The organism is Thalassospira sp. GB04J01 (assembly GCF_000751115.1).
In the GTDB taxonomy this organism is placed as follows: Bacteria; Pseudomonadota; Alphaproteobacteria; order Rhodospirillales; family Thalassospiraceae; genus Thalassospira; species Thalassospira lucentensis.
The window spans coordinates 43,106-62,974 of record NZ_CCDX020000009.1; the positions used below are offsets into that span (position 1 = coordinate 43,106).

General features: G+C 54.6%; 21 protein-coding genes. 7 read left to right on the forward strand and 14 right to left on the reverse strand.

The genetic code is table 11. The features are described from left to right. Positions 1-3: 3 nt before the first annotated feature. From AMM48_RS07375 to AMM48_RS07385, 3 genes are all read right to left on the reverse strand, one after another. Positions 4-858 (reverse strand): carbohydrate ABC transporter permease, encoded by an 855-nt coding sequence (locus AMM48_RS07375; protein WP_051146036.1) that lies wholly within the window; start codon positions 856-858, stop codon positions 4-6. Between the two features lie 2 nt (positions 859-860). Further along, on the reverse strand, positions 861-1,712 hold the full coding sequence (locus AMM48_RS07380; protein ID WP_033369135.1) for a sugar ABC transporter permease: 852 nt from the start codon (positions 1,710-1,712) through the stop codon (positions 861-863). A 192-nt stretch (positions 1,713-1,904) separates the two neighbouring features. Beyond that, complete coding sequence (locus AMM48_RS07385) at positions 1,905-3,149, reverse strand: ABC transporter substrate-binding protein (RefSeq protein WP_102783543.1); 1,245 nt, start codon at positions 3,147-3,149, stop codon at positions 1,905-1,907. A 230-nt stretch (positions 3,150-3,379) separates the two neighbouring features. Here AMM48_RS07385 and AMM48_RS07390 point away from each other — a divergent pair, with 230 nt between their 5' ends. Together AMM48_RS07390 and AMM48_RS07395 are read left to right on the forward strand one after the other, a co-directional pair. Further along, positions 3,380-4,711 (forward strand): GH1 family beta-glucosidase, encoded by a 1,332-nt coding sequence (locus AMM48_RS07390; protein ID WP_102783544.1) that lies wholly within the window; start codon positions 3,380-3,382, stop codon positions 4,709-4,711. A 67-nt stretch (positions 4,712-4,778) separates the two neighbouring features. Beyond that, positions 4,779-5,819 (forward strand): LacI family DNA-binding transcriptional regulator, encoded by a 1,041-nt coding sequence (locus tag AMM48_RS07395; RefSeq protein WP_022733723.1) that lies wholly within the window; start codon positions 4,779-4,781, stop codon positions 5,817-5,819. Positions 5,820-5,843: 24 nt separating this feature from the next. On the opposite strand, the gene AMM48_RS07400 is transcribed toward AMM48_RS07395, so the two are convergent. Then, positions 5,844-6,413, reverse strand: a complete 570-nt coding sequence (locus AMM48_RS07400) for an MgtC/SapB family protein (protein WP_244271157.1) — start codon at positions 6,411-6,413, stop codon at positions 5,844-5,846. A gap of 37 nt (positions 6,414-6,450) precedes the next feature. Then, a complete protein-coding gene (locus AMM48_RS07405) occupies positions 6,451-7,395 on the reverse strand; it encodes a LysR substrate-binding domain-containing protein (RefSeq protein ID WP_102783545.1) in 945 nt (314 codons plus the stop codon). Positions 7,396-7,489: 94 nt separating this feature from the next. Here AMM48_RS07405 and AMM48_RS07410 point away from each other — a divergent pair, with 94 nt between their 5' ends. Beyond that, on the forward strand, positions 7,490-8,191 hold the full coding sequence (locus AMM48_RS07410; RefSeq protein WP_102783546.1) for a LysE family transporter: 702 nt from the start codon (positions 7,490-7,492) through the stop codon (positions 8,189-8,191). A gap of 2 nt (positions 8,192-8,193) precedes the next feature. On the opposite strand, the gene AMM48_RS07415 is transcribed toward AMM48_RS07410, so the two are convergent. Together AMM48_RS07415 and moeB are read right to left on the reverse strand one after the other, a co-directional pair. Next, a complete protein-coding gene (locus AMM48_RS07415) occupies positions 8,194-8,625 on the reverse strand; it encodes a DsrE family protein (protein WP_022733719.1) in 432 nt (143 codons plus the stop codon). Then, on the reverse strand, positions 8,615-9,418 hold the full coding sequence (moeB, locus tag AMM48_RS07420; protein ID WP_102783547.1) for a molybdopterin-synthase adenylyltransferase MoeB: 804 nt from the start codon (positions 9,416-9,418) through the stop codon (positions 8,615-8,617). Before moeB ends, AMM48_RS07415 begins: the two co-directional genes overlap by 11 nt. A gap of 62 nt (positions 9,419-9,480) precedes the next feature. Between moeB and AMM48_RS07425 the strand changes: the two genes are divergently transcribed. Continuing rightward, positions 9,481-9,984, forward strand: coding sequence for a metalloregulator ArsR/SmtB family transcription factor (locus AMM48_RS07425; RefSeq protein WP_244271158.1), 504 nt, complete (start codon positions 9,481-9,483; stop codon positions 9,982-9,984). Next, on the forward strand, positions 9,968-10,447 hold the full coding sequence (locus AMM48_RS07430) for an SRPBCC family protein (protein WP_102783548.1): 480 nt from the start codon (positions 9,968-9,970) through the stop codon (positions 10,445-10,447). Before AMM48_RS07425 ends, AMM48_RS07430 begins: the two co-directional genes overlap by 17 nt. Positions 10,448-10,551: 104 nt before the next feature. Here AMM48_RS07430 and cysK read toward each other — a convergent pair whose 3' ends face one another. The 5 genes from cysK to AMM48_RS07455 all read right to left on the reverse strand — a co-directional run bounded on the left by cysK (position 10,552) and on the right by AMM48_RS07455 (position 15,398). Further along, a complete protein-coding gene (gene cysK / locus AMM48_RS07435; RefSeq protein WP_102783549.1) occupies positions 10,552-11,502 on the reverse strand; it encodes a cysteine synthase A in 951 nt (316 codons plus the stop codon). 202 nt (positions 11,503-11,704) lie between these two features. Further along, a complete protein-coding gene (locus AMM48_RS07440; protein ID WP_022733714.1) occupies positions 11,705-12,160 on the reverse strand; it encodes an Rrf2 family transcriptional regulator in 456 nt (151 codons plus the stop codon). A gap of 105 nt (positions 12,161-12,265) precedes the next feature. Further along, entirely contained in the window at positions 12,266-12,733 is a 468-nt protein-coding gene (dut, locus tag AMM48_RS07445; RefSeq protein ID WP_102783550.1) for a dUTP diphosphatase, read from the reverse strand. Between the two features lie 79 nt (positions 12,734-12,812). Then, positions 12,813-14,039 carry a bifunctional phosphopantothenoylcysteine decarboxylase/phosphopantothenate--cysteine ligase CoaBC gene (coaBC, locus tag AMM48_RS07450; RefSeq protein ID WP_102783551.1) on the reverse strand — a complete coding sequence of 409 codons (1,227 nt, stop codon included), beginning with the start codon at positions 14,037-14,039 and terminating at the stop codon, positions 12,813-12,815. Between the two features lie 147 nt (positions 14,040-14,186). Continuing rightward, positions 14,187-15,398, reverse strand: a complete 1,212-nt coding sequence (locus AMM48_RS07455) for a polysaccharide deacetylase family protein (protein WP_102783552.1) — start codon at positions 15,396-15,398, stop codon at positions 14,187-14,189. Between the two features lie 247 nt (positions 15,399-15,645). Here AMM48_RS07455 and AMM48_RS07460 point away from each other — a divergent pair, with 247 nt between their 5' ends. Next, positions 15,646-16,227, forward strand: a complete 582-nt coding sequence (locus AMM48_RS07460) for a malonic semialdehyde reductase (RefSeq protein ID WP_101301344.1) — start codon at positions 15,646-15,648, stop codon at positions 16,225-16,227. A 217-nt stretch (positions 16,228-16,444) separates the two neighbouring features. After that, positions 16,445-17,854 carry an ATP-binding protein gene (locus tag AMM48_RS07465; RefSeq protein WP_102783553.1) on the forward strand — a complete coding sequence of 470 codons (1,410 nt, stop codon included), beginning with the start codon at positions 16,445-16,447 and terminating at the stop codon, positions 17,852-17,854. Positions 17,855-17,925: 71 nt separating this feature from the next. Here AMM48_RS07465 and hslU read toward each other — a convergent pair whose 3' ends face one another. Together hslU and hslV are read right to left on the reverse strand one after the other, a co-directional pair. Continuing rightward, entirely contained in the window at positions 17,926-19,236 is a 1,311-nt protein-coding gene (hslU, locus tag AMM48_RS07470) for an ATP-dependent protease ATPase subunit HslU (protein ID WP_022733708.1), read from the reverse strand. A gap of 61 nt (positions 19,237-19,297) precedes the next feature. Beyond that, on the reverse strand, positions 19,298-19,852 hold the full coding sequence (hslV, locus tag AMM48_RS07475) for an ATP-dependent protease subunit HslV (protein WP_022733707.1): 555 nt from the start codon (positions 19,850-19,852) through the stop codon (positions 19,298-19,300). Positions 19,853-19,869: the final 17 nt, after the last annotated feature.

Here is a 19,869-nt window from a genome sequence, read left to right on the forward strand (position 1 = left end):
TGGTTACCCTTTCACCGCACCTGCGGCAATTCCGCGCACAAACAGCCGCCCCGACAATAGATAAACCGCAAGCGTTGGCAGGGCTGTCAGCATGGTTGCAGCCATATCGACATTATATTCCTTCTCGCCGAACTGTGATCCGACAAGGTTGTTAAGTGCGACGGTCATCGGTTGACCCGATCGCCCGCCAAAGGTCAGACCCAACAGAAAATCATTCCAGATATAGGTGAACTGCAAAATCATCGCGACACCCAGAATCGGCAGCGAAAGCGGCAACATCACGTGCCAGAACAATCGCCAGAATCCCGCCCCGTCGATCCGTGCTGCTTTCAGCAAATCCTCTGGAACGGTTTTAAAGAAGTTGCGAAACATCATGGTGGTAAAGGCAACCCCCCAGATGACATGCACCAGGATCAACCCGGGTATGGACCCAAATATACCAAGTTCACGGATCATGATGATCAGGGGATAAAGGGTCACCTGCGGGGGAATGAACATACCAACCAGAAGGGCGGCAAACATCACATTTGCCCATTTCATTTTCCACGCCGCCAACGCATAACCCGTAATGGCCCCAAGCCCGACCGACAGGATCAGCGCCGGAATAACGATCTTGACCGAGGTCAGGAATGACGATGAAAGCCCCCCGCATTGATCACCAAGCGCCTGACTGCAATCGCCAAACCAAGCCTTGCCCCAAGCCGCGAATCCGGGGTCGGCGGGCAGGGCGAAGATACTGCCATTACGGATCTCATCCATCGATTTTAACGACGTTGAAATCATGATGAAAACCGGCGCCATGATCATGATGGCGGCAAGAATGAGCAGCCCATAAAGGGCAAGTCGATTATAACGCATGCTCAATGCCCCCGCCCGCCGCGCTCTTTTTTGAGCTCGAAGTAAATATAGGGCGAAATAACCGCGATCACGGTACACAACAGGACAAACGCACCCGCCGCGCCAAGACCAAGTTCCTGCCGGTTAAGAATATGATCAACCACGAACCGCGCCGGCAAATCAGATGAAAATCCCGGCCCGCCACCGGTCAGTGCAACAACAAGGTCAAACGCCTTCATGACAATCGCACTCATCAGGATAAATACCGTGAAGAAGACGGTGCGCAGCATCGGGGTAATGATGTGCAGATAGACCCGCCATACCGGAATGCCATCGACACGCGATGCCTTCCAGATGTTCGGATCAATATTACGAAGCCCGGCAAGAAACAGTGCCATGCACAATCCAACCTGTTGCCAGATACCAGCAATTGCCAGCGTATAGATCGCGCGGTCCGGCCGGACGATCCAGTTGAACTCGAAACTGTCCCAACCCAACGCACGTACGGCTTCCTGCAAACCCAGTCCCGGGTTCATCACCCATTGCCAGATCACGCCCGTCACGATGAATGACATCGAAAGAGGCAACATGAAAATGGTGCGGTACATGCCTTCGGCCTTGACCCGACGATCAATCAAGATCGCCAGCAAATAGCCAAACACCATGCAGCCACCAATGAACAGAAACCCGTGGATCGCCAAATTCTGCATCGACGTCCACCAGCGTTCATTGGCAAACAACCGAACATATTGGTCAAACCCGGTAAATTTATAGACCGGCAACAAACGTGACCGCGTCAGCGAAATCACAAAAGTCCAGATAATGAATCCGTAAAAACAGACAATCGTAATGGTCATGGCAGGGATAAGCGCCATTCTGGCGGTCCATTGCGGACGCCAGCGCCGCCTGCCTGTCTTCTGAATTGCGTCGTTCTCAACTGAACGCTGCAACACACCTTGTGCCGGATCGGCCATAAACATTCTCGCTTCTTTGTAAAGGTGCTGCTGCACCCGCCTTAGCGGTCACGCAGCAGCACATCCCTGCAAAGTATTGCGCAGTCCCACACCTTACTTGGCGTAGGAAATTGCTTCGTGGAATTGTTCCTGACCCTCTTTCGGGCTCATGTCAGCACTGTTCCAGAAATTGGAGATGCTGTCATCAATCGCGCCCGAAACGGCACTTGGCACCCCGAAAAGACCTGTACTGACCAGATGGGTCTTTTTGTCCTGAAGGGTTTTAATGGCCTTTTGCGCACAGGCATCAAAGCTGTCTGACGGCACATCCAGACGCGCAGGGATCGATCCCTTTTTCATGTTAAAGGCAATCTGCACATCGGGCTCCAGCATCACCTTAGCCATTTTTTCCTGTGCGGGTGTGGCGTCTTCGCCGTCCATTGCCGAAAAGGCAAAGGCATCCACAGTCATGATATAGGCGGTATCAACCGCAGGTGCGAAGGCGCAACCAACCGTGGTGCCCGGTTCGATCCCGGCGGCAATGATTTCACCCTTGGCCCAATCCCCCATGAACTGGAAGGCCGCATCACCCTTGATCACCATATTGGTTGCTTCGTTCCAATTCCGGCCCGGACTTGATTCATCGACAAAGGGTTTCAGTGCGGCAAAGGTTTCAAACACCTGATGCATGGTGTCGGATTCCAGAAGGTCATCATCAAGCGTGCTATAAAGATCGGCATAGAATTCACGTCCGCCAACACCCAAAAGTACACTGTTGAACATGATGCGTTCCTGCCACGGCTGACCACCTAGGCCAATCGGTGTTACGCCAGCTGCCTTAAGCTTCTCTGCCGCCGCGATGAAGTCATCCCAGCTTGTCGGCACATCGATACCGGCGTCATCAAGCACGGCCTTGTTATAGAACATCCAGTTTTCACCATGGATGTTGATCGGGGCTGCGATGTAATCGCCGTCATATTTTGCCGCCTTGACGATCAGGGGCGGCAATTTTTCATCCCAGTTTTCTTCCTCGGCAATCTTGCCAACATTCGCCAGAAGGCCTTGATCGGCAAGTTCGCGCAATTGTTGACCGATGGAAAACTGGAAAACGGCTGCCGGATCGCCGCCAAGCATGCGGTTCACGGCTGCTGCACGGGCGTTACTTCCCCCGGCAATCGGGGTATCAACCCATGTGCCACCTTTGGCCTCAAACGCCTTGCGCACTTCGGCAAGGGCCGCCTGTTCACTGCCCGACGTCCACCAATGCAGGACTTCTGCCGTCTGGGCATGAATCGCACCGGCAGATACACCGACGCTCAGAAATGCCGCGCATGCTGCGGCTGTGGAAAATTTCTTCATAACGGATGTTCCTCCCTAATAGGGTACGCTCAATGCCGACTTCTTGATGGTCGAAAATTCGTAACGTTTCGATTTTTTTGATAAGCGCTTTATTCGCTCTTGTCAATCAACAAAACCAGCCCATAATAGGGACAAAATGAAACATCGGTATTTTTTTGCCGATTTTTCCGAAACGTTACGATTTTGGGTGCGCCCAACAAAAGCACCCAGAACAAGGCAAGGAAGCGAACATGACCAAATCATTTCCCGACGGTTTCCGCTGGGGTGTCTCAACATCCAGTTATCAGATTGAAGGCGGTGCCAAAAATGACGGGCGCGGTGCCACCATCTGGGACACCTATTGCGCAACACCGGGCCGCGTTGCCAATGGCGACAACGGAAGCATTGCCTGCGATCATTATCATCGCTGGGCAGAGGACCTTGATCTGATCAAAAACCTTGGCGCCAAACATTACCGTTTTTCGGTCATGTGGCCGCGCGTCCTGCCCGAAGGAACCGGCACGGTAAATGAAGCCGGCATTGATTTTTACAGCCGCCTGATTGACGGCATGCTTGAACGCGACATTGAACCATGGCTATGCCTGTATCACTGGGATCTTCCCCAAGCGCTTCAGGATCGGGGCGGCTGGACAAACCGCGACATTGTTGACTGGTTTGGGGATTATACCGAACTTCTTGCATCCCGGCTCGGCGACCGGGTGAAATCCTGGGTGACATTTAATGAACCCAATGTGGTTGCCTGGGTCGGCCATGAAGAAGGCCGACACGCCCCGGGCATTGCCGACCCGCGTGCCGCCATGCGCACCGCCCATCATTTAAATTTATGCCATGCACGCGCCACCAAGATCATCAAAGGCCATTTCCCCAAAGCCCCGGTTGGATTCGTTTTGCCGATGCATAAGGGCTATACATTGCCCGAGCGTCAGGAACAGGACGCACATCTGATCGATCTGTTTGAAGCAAAATGGAACGGCGTGTTCCTTGATCCGGTCTATTATGGCCGTTATCCGGAGCTGATTTTGGACCGGATGGAACCCCACATTCGGGACGGCGACCTTGAAGCCATAAAAACCAAGGTCGATTTTCAGGGCCTAAATCAGTATTTCCCAAGCTATATAGAAGCCGCAAGCGACAAGGCTTGGCCGTTTAAGCATGCAGAACCACCAAAATATTTCCGCCGCACCGAAATGGGGTGGGCAATTGATGGCGATTGTTTTTATCGCACGATGAAAATCTTGCAAAACGACTATGGTAACCCGCCGGTCTTTGTCACGGAAAATGGCGGTGCCTTTATCGATCTGCCTGACGCAAATGGTAAAATCGACGATCAGGATCGCATTGCCTATCACAATGAATACCTCTCAGCCGTTTTACGCGCCACGAAAGAAGGTGCGAATGTTCAGGGATACATGCCTTGGTCTTTGCTTGATAATTTCGAATGGGCTTATGGCTATGAAAAGCGGTTTGGCTTGGTGCATGTCGATTACACCACTCAAAAACGCACGCCAAAGGCGTCCTTTGAGTTCATGCGCAACGTGATCAAAAGCAACGCATTGCCTTAACCATAGCCGCGCGATTAGATTGTCCGCCACAATACCGCTCGCCACGACCACAAGAACGGACCTGCATATGCCCGCCTCGCGCCCGAACCTTCGCACGATTGCCGAACATCTTGGCCTGTCAGTTACGACAGTTTCACGTGCGCTCAAAGACGGGCCAGAGGTCAAACCCGGCACAGTGGCCAAGGTAAAGGCCGCAGCCGAACAAATCGGCTATCAGCCCGATGCCCGCGGCGTCATGCTGCGCACGGGTAAAACCATGCAGGTCTGTTCGATCCTCTATTCCCCGGAAGTCGGCGATTACGGCGATCCGGGGTTTCTGGCACAGGTCGAAAGCCTCGCACAGGGGCTGGAGGCAGACCGCTATTCGCTGGTGGTTCTAGCGCAAACCAGCAACAAAGACCCGCTTGAACCCGTCATACGCGTCCATACCCAACGCATGGCCGATGCCGTGGTCTTTTCACGCACCACATCCCAAGACAGCCGGGCAAAATATTGCCTGCAACATGATTTTCCGTTCGTCAGCTTTGGCCGGACCGAACTTTTAACCCCGCATGCCTTTGTCGATCACGATGACGAACAGGCCGCCTATGACGCCGTCAAACGCCTGATCGCAGATGGACACCGCAAAATCGGCATGATTGATCCACCGGAAAACTTGACCTTTTTTGGGTATCGCAAACAGGGTGCGCGCCGCGCAATGACAGAAGCCGGACTTGATCCCGAAAGCCTGATCTGGATGCGCTCCGATGTCTCGGTACGCGCCGCCCGCGATGCCACCACGACGCTGTTTCGCACCCAACGCGATGCCACCGCAATTGTCTGTGCCAGCCAAATGACCATGATCGGCGCACTCGAAGCCCTGATGGAACTGAACATGGACACCATCCGCGACGGGATCGGGGTTGTCGGGTTTGGCGGCATGCCATTCCGCATGCTGTCAAAACAAAAACTGGCCTATTATTACCAGCCACAACGGCATGTGGGTGAAGTCCTTGCGCGTCATTTACATGATCTGATGGTTGGCGTGCCCGCTCAGGAACTGCAAACACTTTTGCCTTATCGACGCATTGATGATCTTGCCGCCTTCCGCGAGGGGGAGGATTTTTAAAGTCCGGCGCCCGAACCATCCTCGCTAGTCGCGTGCGGCATCCTTGTCGCTGATTAGGCGCACCAGCATCCGCTCAACCGGTTTAAGCACAATCAGAACAAACAGGGCCAGGACCGTGGCAATGATCACGATGTGCCACGCCGCAAGCGCACAGGCAATGCCAAGGGCGGCGGTGATCCACACCGTTGCCGCCGTTGTCAGGCCGGAAACCGTCATGCTTTTTGGCTGACGCATGATCACGCCGGCACCGATAAAGCCAATGCCGGTCAAAACCCCCTGCAACAAGCCCTGCACAACGCGTGAAAGCGCATCGGGATGGTCAATCAGATCCTGAAAATGTACCGCAACAACCGACACAACAGCCGCCCCCAGACTGACAAGTGCCAAGGTCCGCATGCCTGTCGGCTTGCCGTTCACATCGCGGTTAAGCCCGATGATCATGCCAATCACCGTCGCCGCACACAGCCGCAGCACCATATCGATGACGCCAATATCGAAATATTTCTCGGCCGTCGCAAAATAGGGAAGGTCGGTCAGCATAAAACGGGATCCGCACAGTTTCAGGAATTCCCAAAACGCGGCACGTTCGAACAATGTTCCGACTCCGCGCATATGGAGCCGGTGTTCAGGATCAGATTTTCTTACCCGGTCCCGTCATATCATTGCCCGGCAAAGCACCGCCGTCCATGTCGCCTGCTTCTGCCATCAACCAGTCAAAGAACAGGGATATCCGCGGATCACGGCCGGGCGGATCAAGGGTAATCAACACATAATCATACCCGGTCGGGGCCATGCCAAGCGGGGCAATCAGACGCCCCGCTTTTAAATCGTCATACACCAGCGGCAAGGGACCAATCGCCGTACCAAGCCGGTTCACAGCCGCCTGAAGCGCAAAAAAGAAATGATCGAAATACTGTTCGCTGGCAGCGGTGGCTTCACTGCCACTGGCGCGCTTCCAAACCTCCCACGCATCCGGTCGGGTTCGGGCATGTAGCCAGCGGGCATTGGACAGATTTCGCGCAAGAATTGTTTCCCAGCAATCCGGATCACACACCGGCCCGGCATGTTCGGCCCAAAGACGGGTGGTGATGTACTGTTCTGAAATACCGTAATCCGCCCGCCGGATCGCCACGTCACAGCCATCGGCCAATAAATCCACCGGGCCACCGGCAAGGCGCAGGTCAATATTCAAGTCCGGGTTGGCTTCGCGAAATCCCCCCAAACGCGGCATCAGCCAGCGCATGGCAAGGCTGGGCTCGCACGATACCGTCAGGATCGGCGATGCTCCGTCATGACGGTGAATATCCTCAACCGCGCCATCAAGTCCATTAAGGGCCGCACTGGTAGCCTTTAACAACCGTTCGCCCGCCGCGGTTAACCAGACCCGCCGGTTTCGCCGCACGAACAGCTCAACCCCCAATCGATCTTCGATCTGGGCCACCGCCCGGCTGATTGCCCCATGGGTCAGATGCAATTCTTCTGCGGCGCGCGAAAAGCTTTGATGACGCGCCGCTGCCTCAAAGGCGGGCAGGGCGGCAAGCGGCGGCAGATGCCGTTTTCTGTGAATATTACTCACAATAAATCCCGGTATTTTTCGATTTTATGACCTTTGAAACAGTTTGATACTGATTTTACGCACAGATCAAGCCCCATCAAAGGACCGTTCCGTCATGCCCGACATCACCGCCGATATCCGATCCATGGAAATCATCGCCGTTGGCATCATCACCGTGCTTGCCGTCATCAGCCCCGGCCCCGATTTTGCCATGGTCACCCGCATCGCCCTTACCCGTGGCAGGCGCGCCGGGGTTTTCTGTGCCATTGGGATTGGCAGCGGCGTTTCAGTTCACCTTGCCTATACCCTGATTGGCCTGGGGGTTCTGTTTGCCAGTAATATCTGGGTGCTTAACAGCCTGCGCTATCTGGGGGCGGCTTATTTGATCTGGCTTGGTTTCGCAGCCCTGTGGCCTGATATCCGCAAACTTCATGGCCGCGCCAAATCCGCCAATGCCATGGATGTTAGCGCTAACATATCAACTTCCCAGCCATCAGGAACGTCGGCACCGGGCACAGATCAAACCCGGAACGGGTCGGCCTTCTGGATCGGGTTTGCCTGCAATGCGCTGAACCCCAAAACGATGCTGTTCATCGTTTCCCTGTTTAGTCAGGTGATTTCGCCCGACACACCTATCATCCAGGAAATCGGATACGGCATTTATATCGCCGTCTGTCACATGTTCTGGTTCGGATTGGTGGCGGTCGCATTGACCTTACCCGCCGTGCAGGCCCGCATTTCTGCAATCAAAATTTGGATCGAACGGGCGGTTGGTTTGTGTCTGGCCGGGCTTGGCATCAAGCTTCTGGCAAGTTGAGATCAGATAAACAGCATCTCGCCATTCTGCTTGGCGTCGTTAAGGAATGTCACCACACCGCCGGTCTCAATCGAAAGCTCATCGCGGGTGGCTTGATCTTCAAGGCCCAATGCGCGCAAGCCCATTTCACAAACCATGAATTTGCCATCCAGTGATGCACAGGCGCTCAGCAATTCTTCGAATGTGCCGATCCCGCGCGTCGCATAGGACAAATCGATTGAGGTCGCGGTGGCCCCTTGGGCATCCGTGCGCAAATGTCGCCATCCGGACGGGGCCAAAAGCGCACGGCTGGCTTCCATGGTAAAAAACAGCGTGACCTCCCGGCCTGTGGCAAGGGCAGACGACGCCATTACGAGTGCGTAATGAACTTTTTCAAAGCTGCCGGAAAACACCACCAGCGACAGTTTCTTTGGACTTTCGGTCTCAGTGTTCATGGATCGACAGGTCCTTGATCGTGGCGTTTTGTGAACAAAGCGGGCAGCCCGGATCGCGGGGCACCTTGATTTTACGATAGGCCGCCGAAAGCGCATCGACAATCAACAACTGGCCCGAAAGCCCATCACCAATGCCCATCAATTCTTTGAGAACTTCGGTGGCCTGCATCCCGCCGATCATCCCAACCACCGATCCCAAAACGCCACCTTGCGCGCAGGATGGAATGGCGTCCTCGGGCGGGGGGGCATGATAAATACAGCGATAACACGGATGAGGTGCACCCAGATGGGCCTTGAATGTCGAAACCTGCCCGTCAAATCGCAACGCTGCGCCCGACACCAGCGTCTTGCCCGCCAAGTAGCAAGCGTCATTAAGCAAAAACCGCGTCTCGAAATTATCTGACCCATCGGCAATCACATCATAATCGCCAATCAAATCCATGACATTGGCCGCATCAAGCCGGGTGTTATGGGCATGCACGGTGATTTCCGGGTTCATATCGGCCATGGTTGATTTTGCACTGTCAACCTTGGGCGTTCCGATATCGCGCATACCGTGCGCGATCTGACGTTGCAGGTTGGAAAGCTCCACCGTGTCGGCGTCGACAATGCCAATTGTGCCAACCCCGGCTGCGGCCAGATACATCGCAAGCGGGGAGCCAAGCCCACCGGCCCCGACAATCAGCACGCGCCCCCGTTTAAGCATCATCTGCCCGGTGCCACCAACCTCTTTAAGGACGATGTGGCGGGCATAGCGCTGCACTTCATTTTCGCTGAAGTCAAAATCAGTCACGCGGGCGGGTTTCCTGTCAGATCGAATGCAACAGAGTAAAATCTCTGACTTCTGGATATAGCGTGGCGATCCCATCACTCAAGCAAAAGATTTGTTTTTCCTTGGAGGTCTGTCTTTTTCACAACCTGTTTCAGGGCGAAACACCCCAATACTTAGGCACATACCTAAATATTCTTGACGTAGCCCTGAAACTCAAGTTACTAAGGCACATGCCTTATCATTCAAACCCCCTTGATCTTGCGTTTCACGCCCTTAGCGACCCGACCCGCCGTGCGGTGGTCTCGCGGCTTGCCAACGGCGAGGCGTCCGTAAGCGACTTGGCCGCGCCTTTCAACATGGCGCTACCGTCATTCACCCAGCACCTCAAAGTACTTGAGGAGTGCGGCCTGATCGCCAGCGAGAAGCGCGGGCGCAGCCGCTGGTGCCAACTGGTGCCAGAGCGTTTCAACGAGGCGGCGGTCTGGATGGAGGCGGAGCGTCGGCGCTGGATCGAACGGTTAGACCGGCTGGAACTTCATCTGGACCACAAAGACGAAGAGGATGGACGACATGAAAAATCCGACTGAGACTTGGTCGCTGGACCGCGAGATCGTGCTGGCAAAGCTGCTGAACCATCCGCGCGACAAGGTCTTCGCTGCCTGGACGAACCCCGACGCGCTGGCGAAATGGTATGGCCCAGAAGGCCTCGACATCGAAACCAAGGAGGCCGACATCCGCGAAGGCGGGGTGTGGCGGTTCGACATGGTCGGCACGTTTGAAGGCAAACCACAGCGCTTTGAAAACCATATACGGTTTCTGGAAATCGTGCTGAACGAACGGATCGTCATGGACTATGGCACGCCCGACCCCAACGACCCTGAACGGTTCCGCATGACAGTGACTTTCGACGAGCAAAGCGACGGCAAAACTGTGGTGACGTTGCGCCAACTCCATCCGACTCGCGAACGACGTTTGGCGGTTATTGGCTTCGGTGCGGTGGAATACGGCTTGCAAACGCTCGACGGTCTTGCCGTCTGGCTCGACGGCTGAGCCTTGGTTGATCAGATTGGCGTGGTGTGCAAACACCCTCAATAAAAAAAGGCCCGAAGCATATGCTCCGGGCCTTTTTCCGACTGTCATTTAAGACAAACGCCTTATTGCAGACCGTCAAACAGTGGGGTCGACAGATAACGCTCAGCAAAGCTTGGAATGATGATGACAATGCGTTTGCCAGCATTTTCCGGCTTCTGACCAAGTTCAATCGCTGCCGCAACTGCCGCACCTGACGAAATGCCGGTTGGCAGGCCTTCGATGGCGGCCAGTTTGCGCGCCGTGGCAAAGGCGGTTTCATTCCCAATGGTCATTACGGTATCGATAAGATCTTTATTCAGGTTGCCCGGAATGAACCCGGCGCCAATGCCCTGAATTTTATGCGGTCCCGGTGCACCACCGGAAATAACCGGGCTGTCTTCCGGTTCGACTGCAACGATCTGAATGTTCGGGTTATGCTTTTTCAATACGTCAGCAACACCGGTCAGCGTGCCGCCAGTGCCCACACCCGAGACAAAGATATCAACGTTGCCGTCGGTATCTTTGAGAATTTCCTGTGCGGTGGTGTTGCGGTGAACTTCCGGGTTGGCCGGATTATCAAACTGCTGCAACATGATCGCACCATCAATCTCGGCCACCAGTTCTTCAGCACGGGCAACCGCACCTTTCATGCCCTTGGCCGCCGGGGTCAGGTCAATCTTTGCCCCCAGAAGCATCAGCATCTTGCGCCGTTCAATCGACATGCTTTCAGGCATGGTCAGAATAAGGTTGTAGCCCTTGGCCGCAGCAACGAAAGCCAGCGCAATACCGGTATTGCCCGAGGTCGGCTCGACCAGAGTTGCACCCGGTTTGATCTTGCCAGCCTTCTCGGCGGTTTCGATCATTGCCAGACCGATACGATCCTTGACCGATGCCAGCGGATTGAAGAATTCAAGCTTGCCGATCAGATCCGCTTTCACGCCTTCTGCTTCTGCCAGACGCGAAAGGCGAACCAGCGGCGTTGCACCGATGGTGTCGATAATGCTGTCGTAAATCTTACCGCGAAACTCAGTCATGTTTTCCTCGCACTATTTTGTATTTTACCATCAAGCACATACTCAATTTGTATTTAAACCGCTATTTCCCCATGTCAAATGGGCTTTGGAGATTTTTACACAATATGGCGTTTGATGGCGTACCCGTTGCCTGTAGATTTTAGGGAACCGCAGCGGTTTCTTGTTGATTGAAGATACAATACACCACCGTCAGTTCAGAAGACTAAATAATGAAATCGGGGGATTCTTCGATCCCGCTGCGCAAACCGGCATCCCGTGCCCGATTGCACAAATCCTCGACCGTGATTTTCGCCAGTTGTACCATCATTTCATCTTGCAACTCGCGCCACAATGGCCGGACGACTTCCTTGCCAAGCGGCGATCCTGCCGGATCTTCAATCGGGTCATCGGATGTTTCCATCGCACGGATCACCGACACAATATCAGAAAGCGTGATGCGACGGCGTTCGCGCGCCAATCGATACCCACCGCGCGGGCCGCGTACACCCACCAGAATGTCAGCCCGGACAAGCTGTTGCAATGTCTGTTCAAGATAGCGTTTCGGGATGCCCTGACGCGCGGTGATATCGCGGCTTTGTACCGGTTCACCCGCCGCGTTATAGGCAATATCGACAACCGCCTCGATCGCAAACAGCATTTTCTTAGAAAGCTTTAACATCTTTTCTCGCTACTCCCCTTGTGGCCCCGACATCCCCCCAGATGTCATCTGGACCTGATTTCGACAGAGCATTCCTTGCATTACCCGCTGGTTCCAGCGGACCGTTCAAGCAGATACCGCACCCTTGGTACCAGTTGACCCAAATCCGCCCGATCCACGCGCCGTTTCATCCAGATCATCAACCGCCTGCCACGCCACCTGTGTCACCGGTGCAACAACAAGCTGGGCAATGCGCATGCCGCGTTCAATTTCAAATGCCGCATCCCCGTGATTGATCAAAATGACTTTAATCTCACCGCGGTAATCGGCATCAATCGTACCCGGGCTGTTGAGCACCGTGACACCGTTTTTCGCCGCCAAGCCTGATCGCGGGCGGACTTGTGCTTCAAACCCGGCCGGAAGCGCAATCGCAATGCCGGTTTCAATCATCGCCCGTTTGCCCGGCGCGATCACCTGCACACCGTCAATTGCGGCCTGCAAATCGACGGCCGCCGACTGTGACGTCGCGTAATCGGGCAGCGGCAAATCCGCACCGTGAGGAAGTCGTTTCAAATTGACGGTCAAGCGCGTCATGGTTCTTCCTTGTCTTTTGTATCGCCGCCCCGAAAGGGTCTAGCGGCATGGCAGTATGCTGATCACCTGTGCGTAAGCATCAGGCAAAATGGTCAATGATGCGCGCCGTCAGCGTCCGGGCAACGCCGGTTTTACTTTGACGTGGCCAGCGTTCATCGGTTTTTTCATCGTCGCCTGCAATCAGGCAGATTTCGTTCTGATCGCCACCAAAAGTCCCGGTATCGGGCGCAACATCGTTGGCCAGAATCCAGTCACAGCCCTTGCGCACCCGTTTGGCGCGCGCATGCTCGGCAACATTTTGCGTTTCGGCCGCAAAACCGATCACAAGGGCCGGGCGGGTGGGGCCGGGCGCACTGATGGTTGCCAGAATATCAGGATTTTCCAAAAGCTTCAGATCAGCGATCACGCCTGATCCGTCTTTTTTCATCTTCTGATCCGCCGCATCTGCGGCACGCCAATCGGCAACAGCGGCAGCAAAAACCGCAATATCAGCCGGAAGCGCATTTGTCACCGCCGCCAACATGTCGCGTGCGGTTTCGACCCGCACCACTTTCACCCCAACTGGATCGGGAAGTGAAACCGGGCCGGACACCAATGTGACATCCGCCCCCGCCTGCGCCAGACTTTCGGCAATCGCATGGCCCTGTTTGCCCGATGACCGGTTGGCGATATAGCGCACCGGGTCAATCGGCTCGTAGGTCGGGCCGCTGGTGACAATCGCCTTTTTGCCCAAAAGCGGCTTGGGTGCGTCAGCCGCTTCAAGGAAATCAAGCACGCTGGCAATGATTTCGGCCGGTTCAGCCAGACGACCGGACCCAAATTCGCCGCACGCCAGATCACCAGAAGACGGCCCAACGCGCAAGACACCCCGGCTTTCAAGGGTTGCGATATTGGCTTGTGTCGCCGGATGGTTCCACATTTCAACATTCATCGCCGGTGCAATCATTACCGGCCTATTGGTCGCTAGCAGGGCCGTGGTTGCCAGATCACCGGCCTGTCCGGTGGCCATTTTTGCCAGAATATCCGCACTTGCCGGGGCGACCAGAACAAGGTCCGCCTCACGCGACAATCGGATATGGCCCATTTCGGCCTCATCGGTCAGGGAAAACAAATCCTGATAGACCTTGTTTTCCGTCAGTGCTGCAACCGACAACGGGGTGACAAACTGCGCACCACCGTTGGTCAGGACCGCGCGAATGTTAATATCGCGGTCACGCAACCGACGGATCACCTCAAGAACCTTATAGGCAGCAATGCCGCCCGAGATGATCAGAAGGATATTCTTTCCTGTGAGAGCACGTGGCACTGTGGTTACCAACTATTTACGGTTAAGAAGTGTGGTTAACCTACATTGTCGCATGATCACGTGCAAGCACCCAAAAAACGCAATAAAAAACGCCGCAAATCCCTTGGAATCTGCGGCGTTAAAATGGTGCGTTCGTGATGATCGCCTTTAAGGGACGGTATAAAGCATCCCGAACCACTGCCACCGTGATTGTGCGCCAAGGGCGGTGCAATTGATCCGCCAGCGACCAGACGCCACCGGGCCATCCATGCGAATTTCAATCCGCTCATCGCCAAGGCGGCTCATGGTTGCCTGCCCATCAGACGGATAGCATGACACGTTCGGCGCAGGCTCCTTTAACGTAAAGCCAAAGGCCGGCGGGTTTCGTGTCAGGGTATAGTCGCCCGGTGTCACGTCGCTCACCCGCAACGGCAGCGAATTTGCCGCCAAGCTAAAGCGTTCCATCGCACCATAATGCTCGTTAAGGGCAAAACGCGGCAGATACATGAAATCTGACTCGTCGCTCATTGCACCACTTTGCTGACCAAACGCGGACTTGTACCCGGCGTCCGTGACCGCCTTGATCACGTCATCATTTGCCTCGCCGTAAGGATAAGCAAAGATTTCCGGGACAAAGCCGAGTTCTTCTTTAAATCGTTCTGCCGAATGGGCAAGTTCGGCTTTGACTTCATCAATCGGAAGGTCGGGCAGGTGGGAATGATGCTGGCTATGCCCGCCAATTGTCACCCCGTCGCGCACCATTTCGCGCACCATGTCCCAGGTCATATAATTGGAATAACCTGCGTCGATCTGCTCGCTTGAAACAAACACGGTAAATGGCATGTTGTTTTTACGAAAAACCGGCCATGCCAGCTCATAGACAGAACGATAGGCATCATCAATCGTGATCCCGATTGTCCGGTCGGGCAATCCGCCGCCGCCTTGAAGTGCGGCCACAATCTCGGGCACGCCCAGCACGGTGTAATTACCGTTGGTCAGTTCCTTGATCTGGGCATCGAACTGCTCGGTGGTGATGTTGGTCGACGGGTAATCATTTTCGCCAAAGCGATGATACATGAAAACCACGGCCGATTTCGCATCCCCGGTCGGTGTTCTGGCCGCCATTGCGTCATTGGTCGTTGTCGCCGCGGCATCATTTACATCGGCATTCGCCTGATCGGTGGTCACGGTGTCGGTTGGTACCGACTCCGTGCTAGAATTTGTTGTCTGATCGTCAGCTGATTGCGCCAGTACATGACCGGCACCAAATGTCAGTCCGACGGCGAATGAAAGACCAACTACCACACTGCGCAGCATGGACATGGAAGTCATCCGTGTCGACGCGGTGGCCAATGCGTGCCCTTTGGCGTCAAATGTCATTTCTATTTCCAGTATTCTGCGAACCACTCCTCGTGGCGGACACCTGGTTCATGGCACCTCGCCCCAACATTGTGACCTCCGGCCACAGGAAGCGTCCCGTTTTTCGAGATCATCTTTCATATGAAAATACCAGTGAACCACTTGTTTTTCCACATTTCATATGGATAGGGCATGCACGGTTGCGAATTGTCCCTGTATGCTTAACTTTATGAAAGAGTCCTAACCCCCATCCAAATTGAGAGGTTCCATGCTTGATTCCACTGCACTTGATCTTCTGTTTCACGGCGCGCGCACCCATACCCAATGGCTGGACCGCGATGTTGATACCGACCTTCTCAAACAGGCGTGGGATCTGGCCGTGATGGGACCAACCAGTGCCAATTGCGAACCGATGCGGATCAGTTTTGTAAAATCCCCCGACGCCAAGGCACGGCTTAAACCCTGCCTTGCTGCCGGTAATGTTGATAAAACCATGGCCGCACCGGTCACCGCCATCATTGCCCATGACATGGAATTTTATGAAAAACTGCCCGATCTGTTCCCCCATACCGATGCCCGGTCATGGTTTGCCGGAAAGGATGACGCGATTAAAACAACGGCGTTTCGCAATGGTTCGCTTCAGGCAGGCTATTTCATTCTGGCTCTGCGTGGTCTTGGGCTTGATTGCGGCCCCATGTCGGGCTTTGACAATGCAAAACTGGATACGGAATTTTTTGCCAATACCCCGGTTAAAAGCAATTTCCTGATCAATATCGGTTACGGCGATGCAGCCAAACTGCATGAGCGCAGCCCGCGTCTAAGCTTCGATCAGGGTGCTCGTATCCTTTAAGGACACAGCGACACGTCACATAGCGCAATCGTTGCCATCCGTTCCTGCGTCTGCGGTCTTTTTTCAGGATCGCAGACGTTTTTTTTCAATTGCTTCATGACCTTGAAAACTGTCATCAAACTTTTATTTGATCTTTACCAGCGTATAACCATTTTAGGTCCACTTTTAGACCTGCGTACAGTAACAGGTCATCATACCTTCTCAACAGGAGCGTCAATTGGGTTTTAGCCAATTGTTACTTACGGCTTTGGCCGTTGCCTTTCCAGCAGGCATTGTATTCGTCGTCCTTGCGGCGATGGAACTGCTTGGCTGGGGCACGGCGGTCGTCGCCGCGACGCTTTCCTGGTTGGGAATTGCTGCGATACTGCGCATCTATTTTGGCGATTTGCGCCGGGTTGCGCGCTACGCCACCGATCTGCGCGACCGGTTCCGGGGAACACCGCCACAGCATCTTTCCTTTAGCGCGGCGTCTGAACTCTCATCGCTTTATACCCAGATCGCCAGTGCGTTTCGCGAACGTATTTCACATCTGGAAACCCAGACCAGCACCGATGCCGAAATCCTTGATCACCTGCCCAATCCGGTGGTGATGGTCAACCGGCACCGGGTTGTCACCGGGTTCAATCAGGCTGCACGGGGATTGTTTCACAACCTTGAAACAGGGCGCGATCTGACGCGTTTTATCCGTGATCCGATCCTTCTGGACGCGTTTGATGATGTCGCCAACGAACGCGAAACCATGAAACATGCCGAGTTCATTCTCGCCAGCGATGCGCACCGTCATTTTGATGTGCTGACCGCACGCCTGCCCGCGGCAACCGGCGACCGAAACTTTGTTCTCAGCTTTTCCGATCTGACCGAGCTTCGCAAACTTGAACAGATGCGTGCCGATTTCGCCACCGATGCCGGTCATGAACTGCGCACCCCGCTTTCGGTACTGCTGGGCTTTATCGAAACGCTTGAAGGTCCGGCCAAAGATGATCCGGATGCGCTGGCACAATTCCTGCCGGTGATGCGCGATCAGGGACTGCGCATGCAGCATCTGATCGAAGACTTGCTGTCGCTGGCGCGGATTGAGTTGAACGAACATACCCCGCCGTCCGAGGATTGCGACGTTGGTAAAATCATTGGCAAGGTTGCTGAAACCTTGGCGATGAAGGCCGATGCCAAGGGCATGAAGATCCGCGTTGATCATGCGCTTGATAACACCGAAATCGTTGGCGACGAAAAGGAACTGACACAGGTGTTTATCAATCTGGTCGAAAACGCCATCAAATACGGTCATCCCGATACCGATGTCGAAGTTTCGATTACCTTGGCCAAAACGCCCCCCGGTGCGCTGGCCCGGTTCCGCCATGACCGTATCATGGCCGTCGCCATCCGCGACCATTCCGACGGCATCGCACGCGAACACCTGCCGCGCCTGACCGAACGGTTTTACCGGGTTGATACCGCTCGCTCACGCGCCGTTGGCGGAACGGGCCTTGGTCTGGCCATTGTTAAACATCTGGTACAACGCCACCGCGGCACCATGATCATCGACAGCGAACAGGGCGTTGGGTCGATCTTTACCGTCTATCTGCCCGCCAAGGCCGACAACAATATCCGCAAATTGCACAGCGCCTGACCCGTTCAGACAAAAAGGCCAGCACCGAAATGCTGGCCTTTTGGCAATCTGCGTCGAAGATATCGTTTCGGTTACAGAATAAATTTCGAAAGATCGGTATCTTTCGACAGCTCTTCGACCTGCTCACGAACATAGGCGCCATCGACTTTGAACGTCTCGCCCGCCCGGTCGGTTGCGGTAAAGCTGATGTCATCCAACAGCTTTTCCAGAACCGTATGCAGACGACGTGCGCCGATATTTTCGACCGCCTCATTCACACTGGCTGAAATGCGGGCAATTTCATCAATCGCATCATCGCTAAAGTCCAATGTGACATCTTCGGTCTTCATCAATGCAATATACTGCTTGATCAGGGAAGCTTCCGGCTCCATCAGAATGCGGCGGAAATCGCCTTCGGTAAGCGCTTTGAGCTCCACCCGGATCGGCAAACGGCCCTGCAATTCCGGCAGAAGGTCCGATGGTTTGGCCAGATGGAACGCGCCCGAACAGATAAACAGGATATGGTCAGTTTTGACCGTGCCGTGTTTGGTTGAAACGTTGGTTCCTTCGATCAGCGGCAGCAAATCACGTTGCACCCCTTCGCGCGATACATCGCCGCCACGTTCCGACCGCGCGGTGATTTTATCGATCTCGTCGAGGAACACGATGCCGTTCTGCTCGACATTATCAATCGCCTCGGCAGTAACCTTGTCATTATCAAGCAGCTTGTCGCCTTCTTCATCAATCAGGCGCTCAAAGGCTTCTGTGACAGTCATGCGTTTGGGCTTGGTATTGCCGCCAAAGGCTTTACCGAACATGTCATTTAAGTTCATCATGCCCATCTGGGCACCGGGCATGCCCGGAATATCGATGGTCGGCATCGAGGACGAACTGCTTTCCTGAACGTTGATTTCGATTTCCTTGTCCTGCAACTCGCCTTCACGCAGCATCTTGCGGAATTTCTGGCGAGTATCAGCCGATGCGTTTTCCCCTACCAGCCCATCAAGAATACGTTCCTCGGCCTGCATTTCAGCCTTGGCCCGGACCTTTTTGCGCATGGCCTCACGGGTCAGATCAAGCGACACCTCGACCAGATCACGCACGATCTGTTCAACATCACGCCCGACATAGCCGACTTCGGTGAATTTGGTGGCTTCGATCTTGATGAACGGCGCATCGGCAAGCTTTGCCAGACGGCGCGCAATTTCGGTTTTACCCACCCCGGTCGGGCCGATCATCAGGATGTTTTTGGGCAGAACTTCATTGCGCATGGTGTCGTCAAGCTGCTGACGACGCCAGCGATTGCGCATCGCAATGGCAACCGCGCGTTTGGCTTCTTTCTGACCGATAATGTGGCGATCCAGTTCGGAAACCGTCTCGCGCGGGCTGTAATTCTGGGTCATTTTGGTGTTCCGTTTTGTTATTGCGACGGATGCGTGATCAGGGCCCGAAACGGCACCCTGCCTATTTCGCATCCTCGATTTTTTCGAGCGTGACGCTGCCATTGGTATAGACGCAAATCTCACCGGCAATCTTCATGGCTTTGCGGGCGATTTCCTCGGCTGTCATGTCCTGATCCATCAGGGCACGGGCGGCAGACAAGGCATAATTTCCACCCGATCCGATGGCGATAATGCCGTCTTCAGGTTCCAGAACATCACCCTGACCAGTCAAAACCAGCGAAATGTCGCGATCAGCAACCGCCATCATGGCTTCAAGCTTGCGCAAATAGCGATCTGTGCGCCAATCCTTGGCCAGTTCAACACAGGCACGCATGGTTTGGCCCGGATGACGGTCCAGTTTGGCTTCAAGACGCTCAAGCAGGGTAAAGGCATCTGCCGTCGCCCCGGCGAAACCGACAATGATGTCACCTTTCTGGCCGATCCGGCGGACCTTGCGGGCATTGCCCTTGATCACGGTCTGGCCCAGCGACACCTGACCGTCACCAGCCACCACGACTTCATTCCCCTTGCGCACAGACAGGATCGTCGTGCCGTGCCAGCTTTGTTGTTCGCTCATGAATTATCCTTGAATAT

Bases quoted from the DNA above. Each gene is read 5' to 3' on its own strand.
- AMM48_RS07375 (WP_051146036.1), bottom strand. From the start codon at position 858: ATGCGTTATAATCGACTTGCCCTTTATGGGCTGCTCATTCTTGCCGCC.
- AMM48_RS07380 (WP_033369135.1), bottom strand. From the start codon at position 1,712: ATGGCGCTTATCCCTGCCATGACCATTACGATTGTCTGTTTTTACGGA.
- AMM48_RS07385 (WP_102783543.1), bottom strand. From the start codon at position 3,149: ATGAAGAAATTTTCCACAGCCGCAGCATGCGCGGCATTTCTGAGCGTC.
- AMM48_RS07390 (WP_102783544.1), top strand. From the start codon at position 3,380: ATGACCAAATCATTTCCCGACGGTTTCCGCTGGGGTGTCTCAACATCC.
- AMM48_RS07395 (WP_022733723.1), top strand. From the start codon at position 4,779: ATGCCCGCCTCGCGCCCGAACCTTCGCACGATTGCCGAACATCTTGGC.
- AMM48_RS07410 (WP_102783546.1), top strand. From the start codon at position 7,490: ATGCCCGACATCACCGCCGATATCCGATCCATGGAAATCATCGCCGTT.
- AMM48_RS07415 (WP_022733719.1), bottom strand. From the start codon at position 8,625: ATGAACACTGAGACCGAAAGTCCAAAGAAACTGTCGCTGGTGGTGTTT.
- AMM48_RS07430 (WP_102783548.1), top strand. From the start codon at position 9,968: ATGAAAAATCCGACTGAGACTTGGTCGCTGGACCGCGAGATCGTGCTG.
- cysK (WP_102783549.1), bottom strand. From the start codon at position 11,502: ATGACTGAGTTTCGCGGTAAGATTTACGACAGCATTATCGACACCATC.
- AMM48_RS07440 (WP_022733714.1), bottom strand. From the start codon at position 12,160: ATGTTAAAGCTTTCTAAGAAAATGCTGTTTGCGATCGAGGCGGTTGTC.
- dut (WP_102783550.1), bottom strand. From the start codon at position 12,733: ATGACGCGCTTGACCGTCAATTTGAAACGACTTCCTCACGGTGCGGAT.
- AMM48_RS07455 (WP_102783552.1), bottom strand. From the start codon at position 15,398: ATGACATTTGACGCCAAAGGGCACGCATTGGCCACCGCGTCGACACGG.
- AMM48_RS07460 (WP_101301344.1), top strand. From the start codon at position 15,646: ATGCTTGATTCCACTGCACTTGATCTTCTGTTTCACGGCGCGCGCACC.
- hslU (WP_022733708.1), bottom strand. From the start codon at position 19,236: ATGACCCAGAATTACAGCCCGCGCGAGACGGTTTCCGAACTGGATCGC.
- hslV (WP_022733707.1), bottom strand. From the start codon at position 19,852: ATGAGCGAACAACAAAGCTGGCACGGCACGACGATCCTGTCTGTGCGC.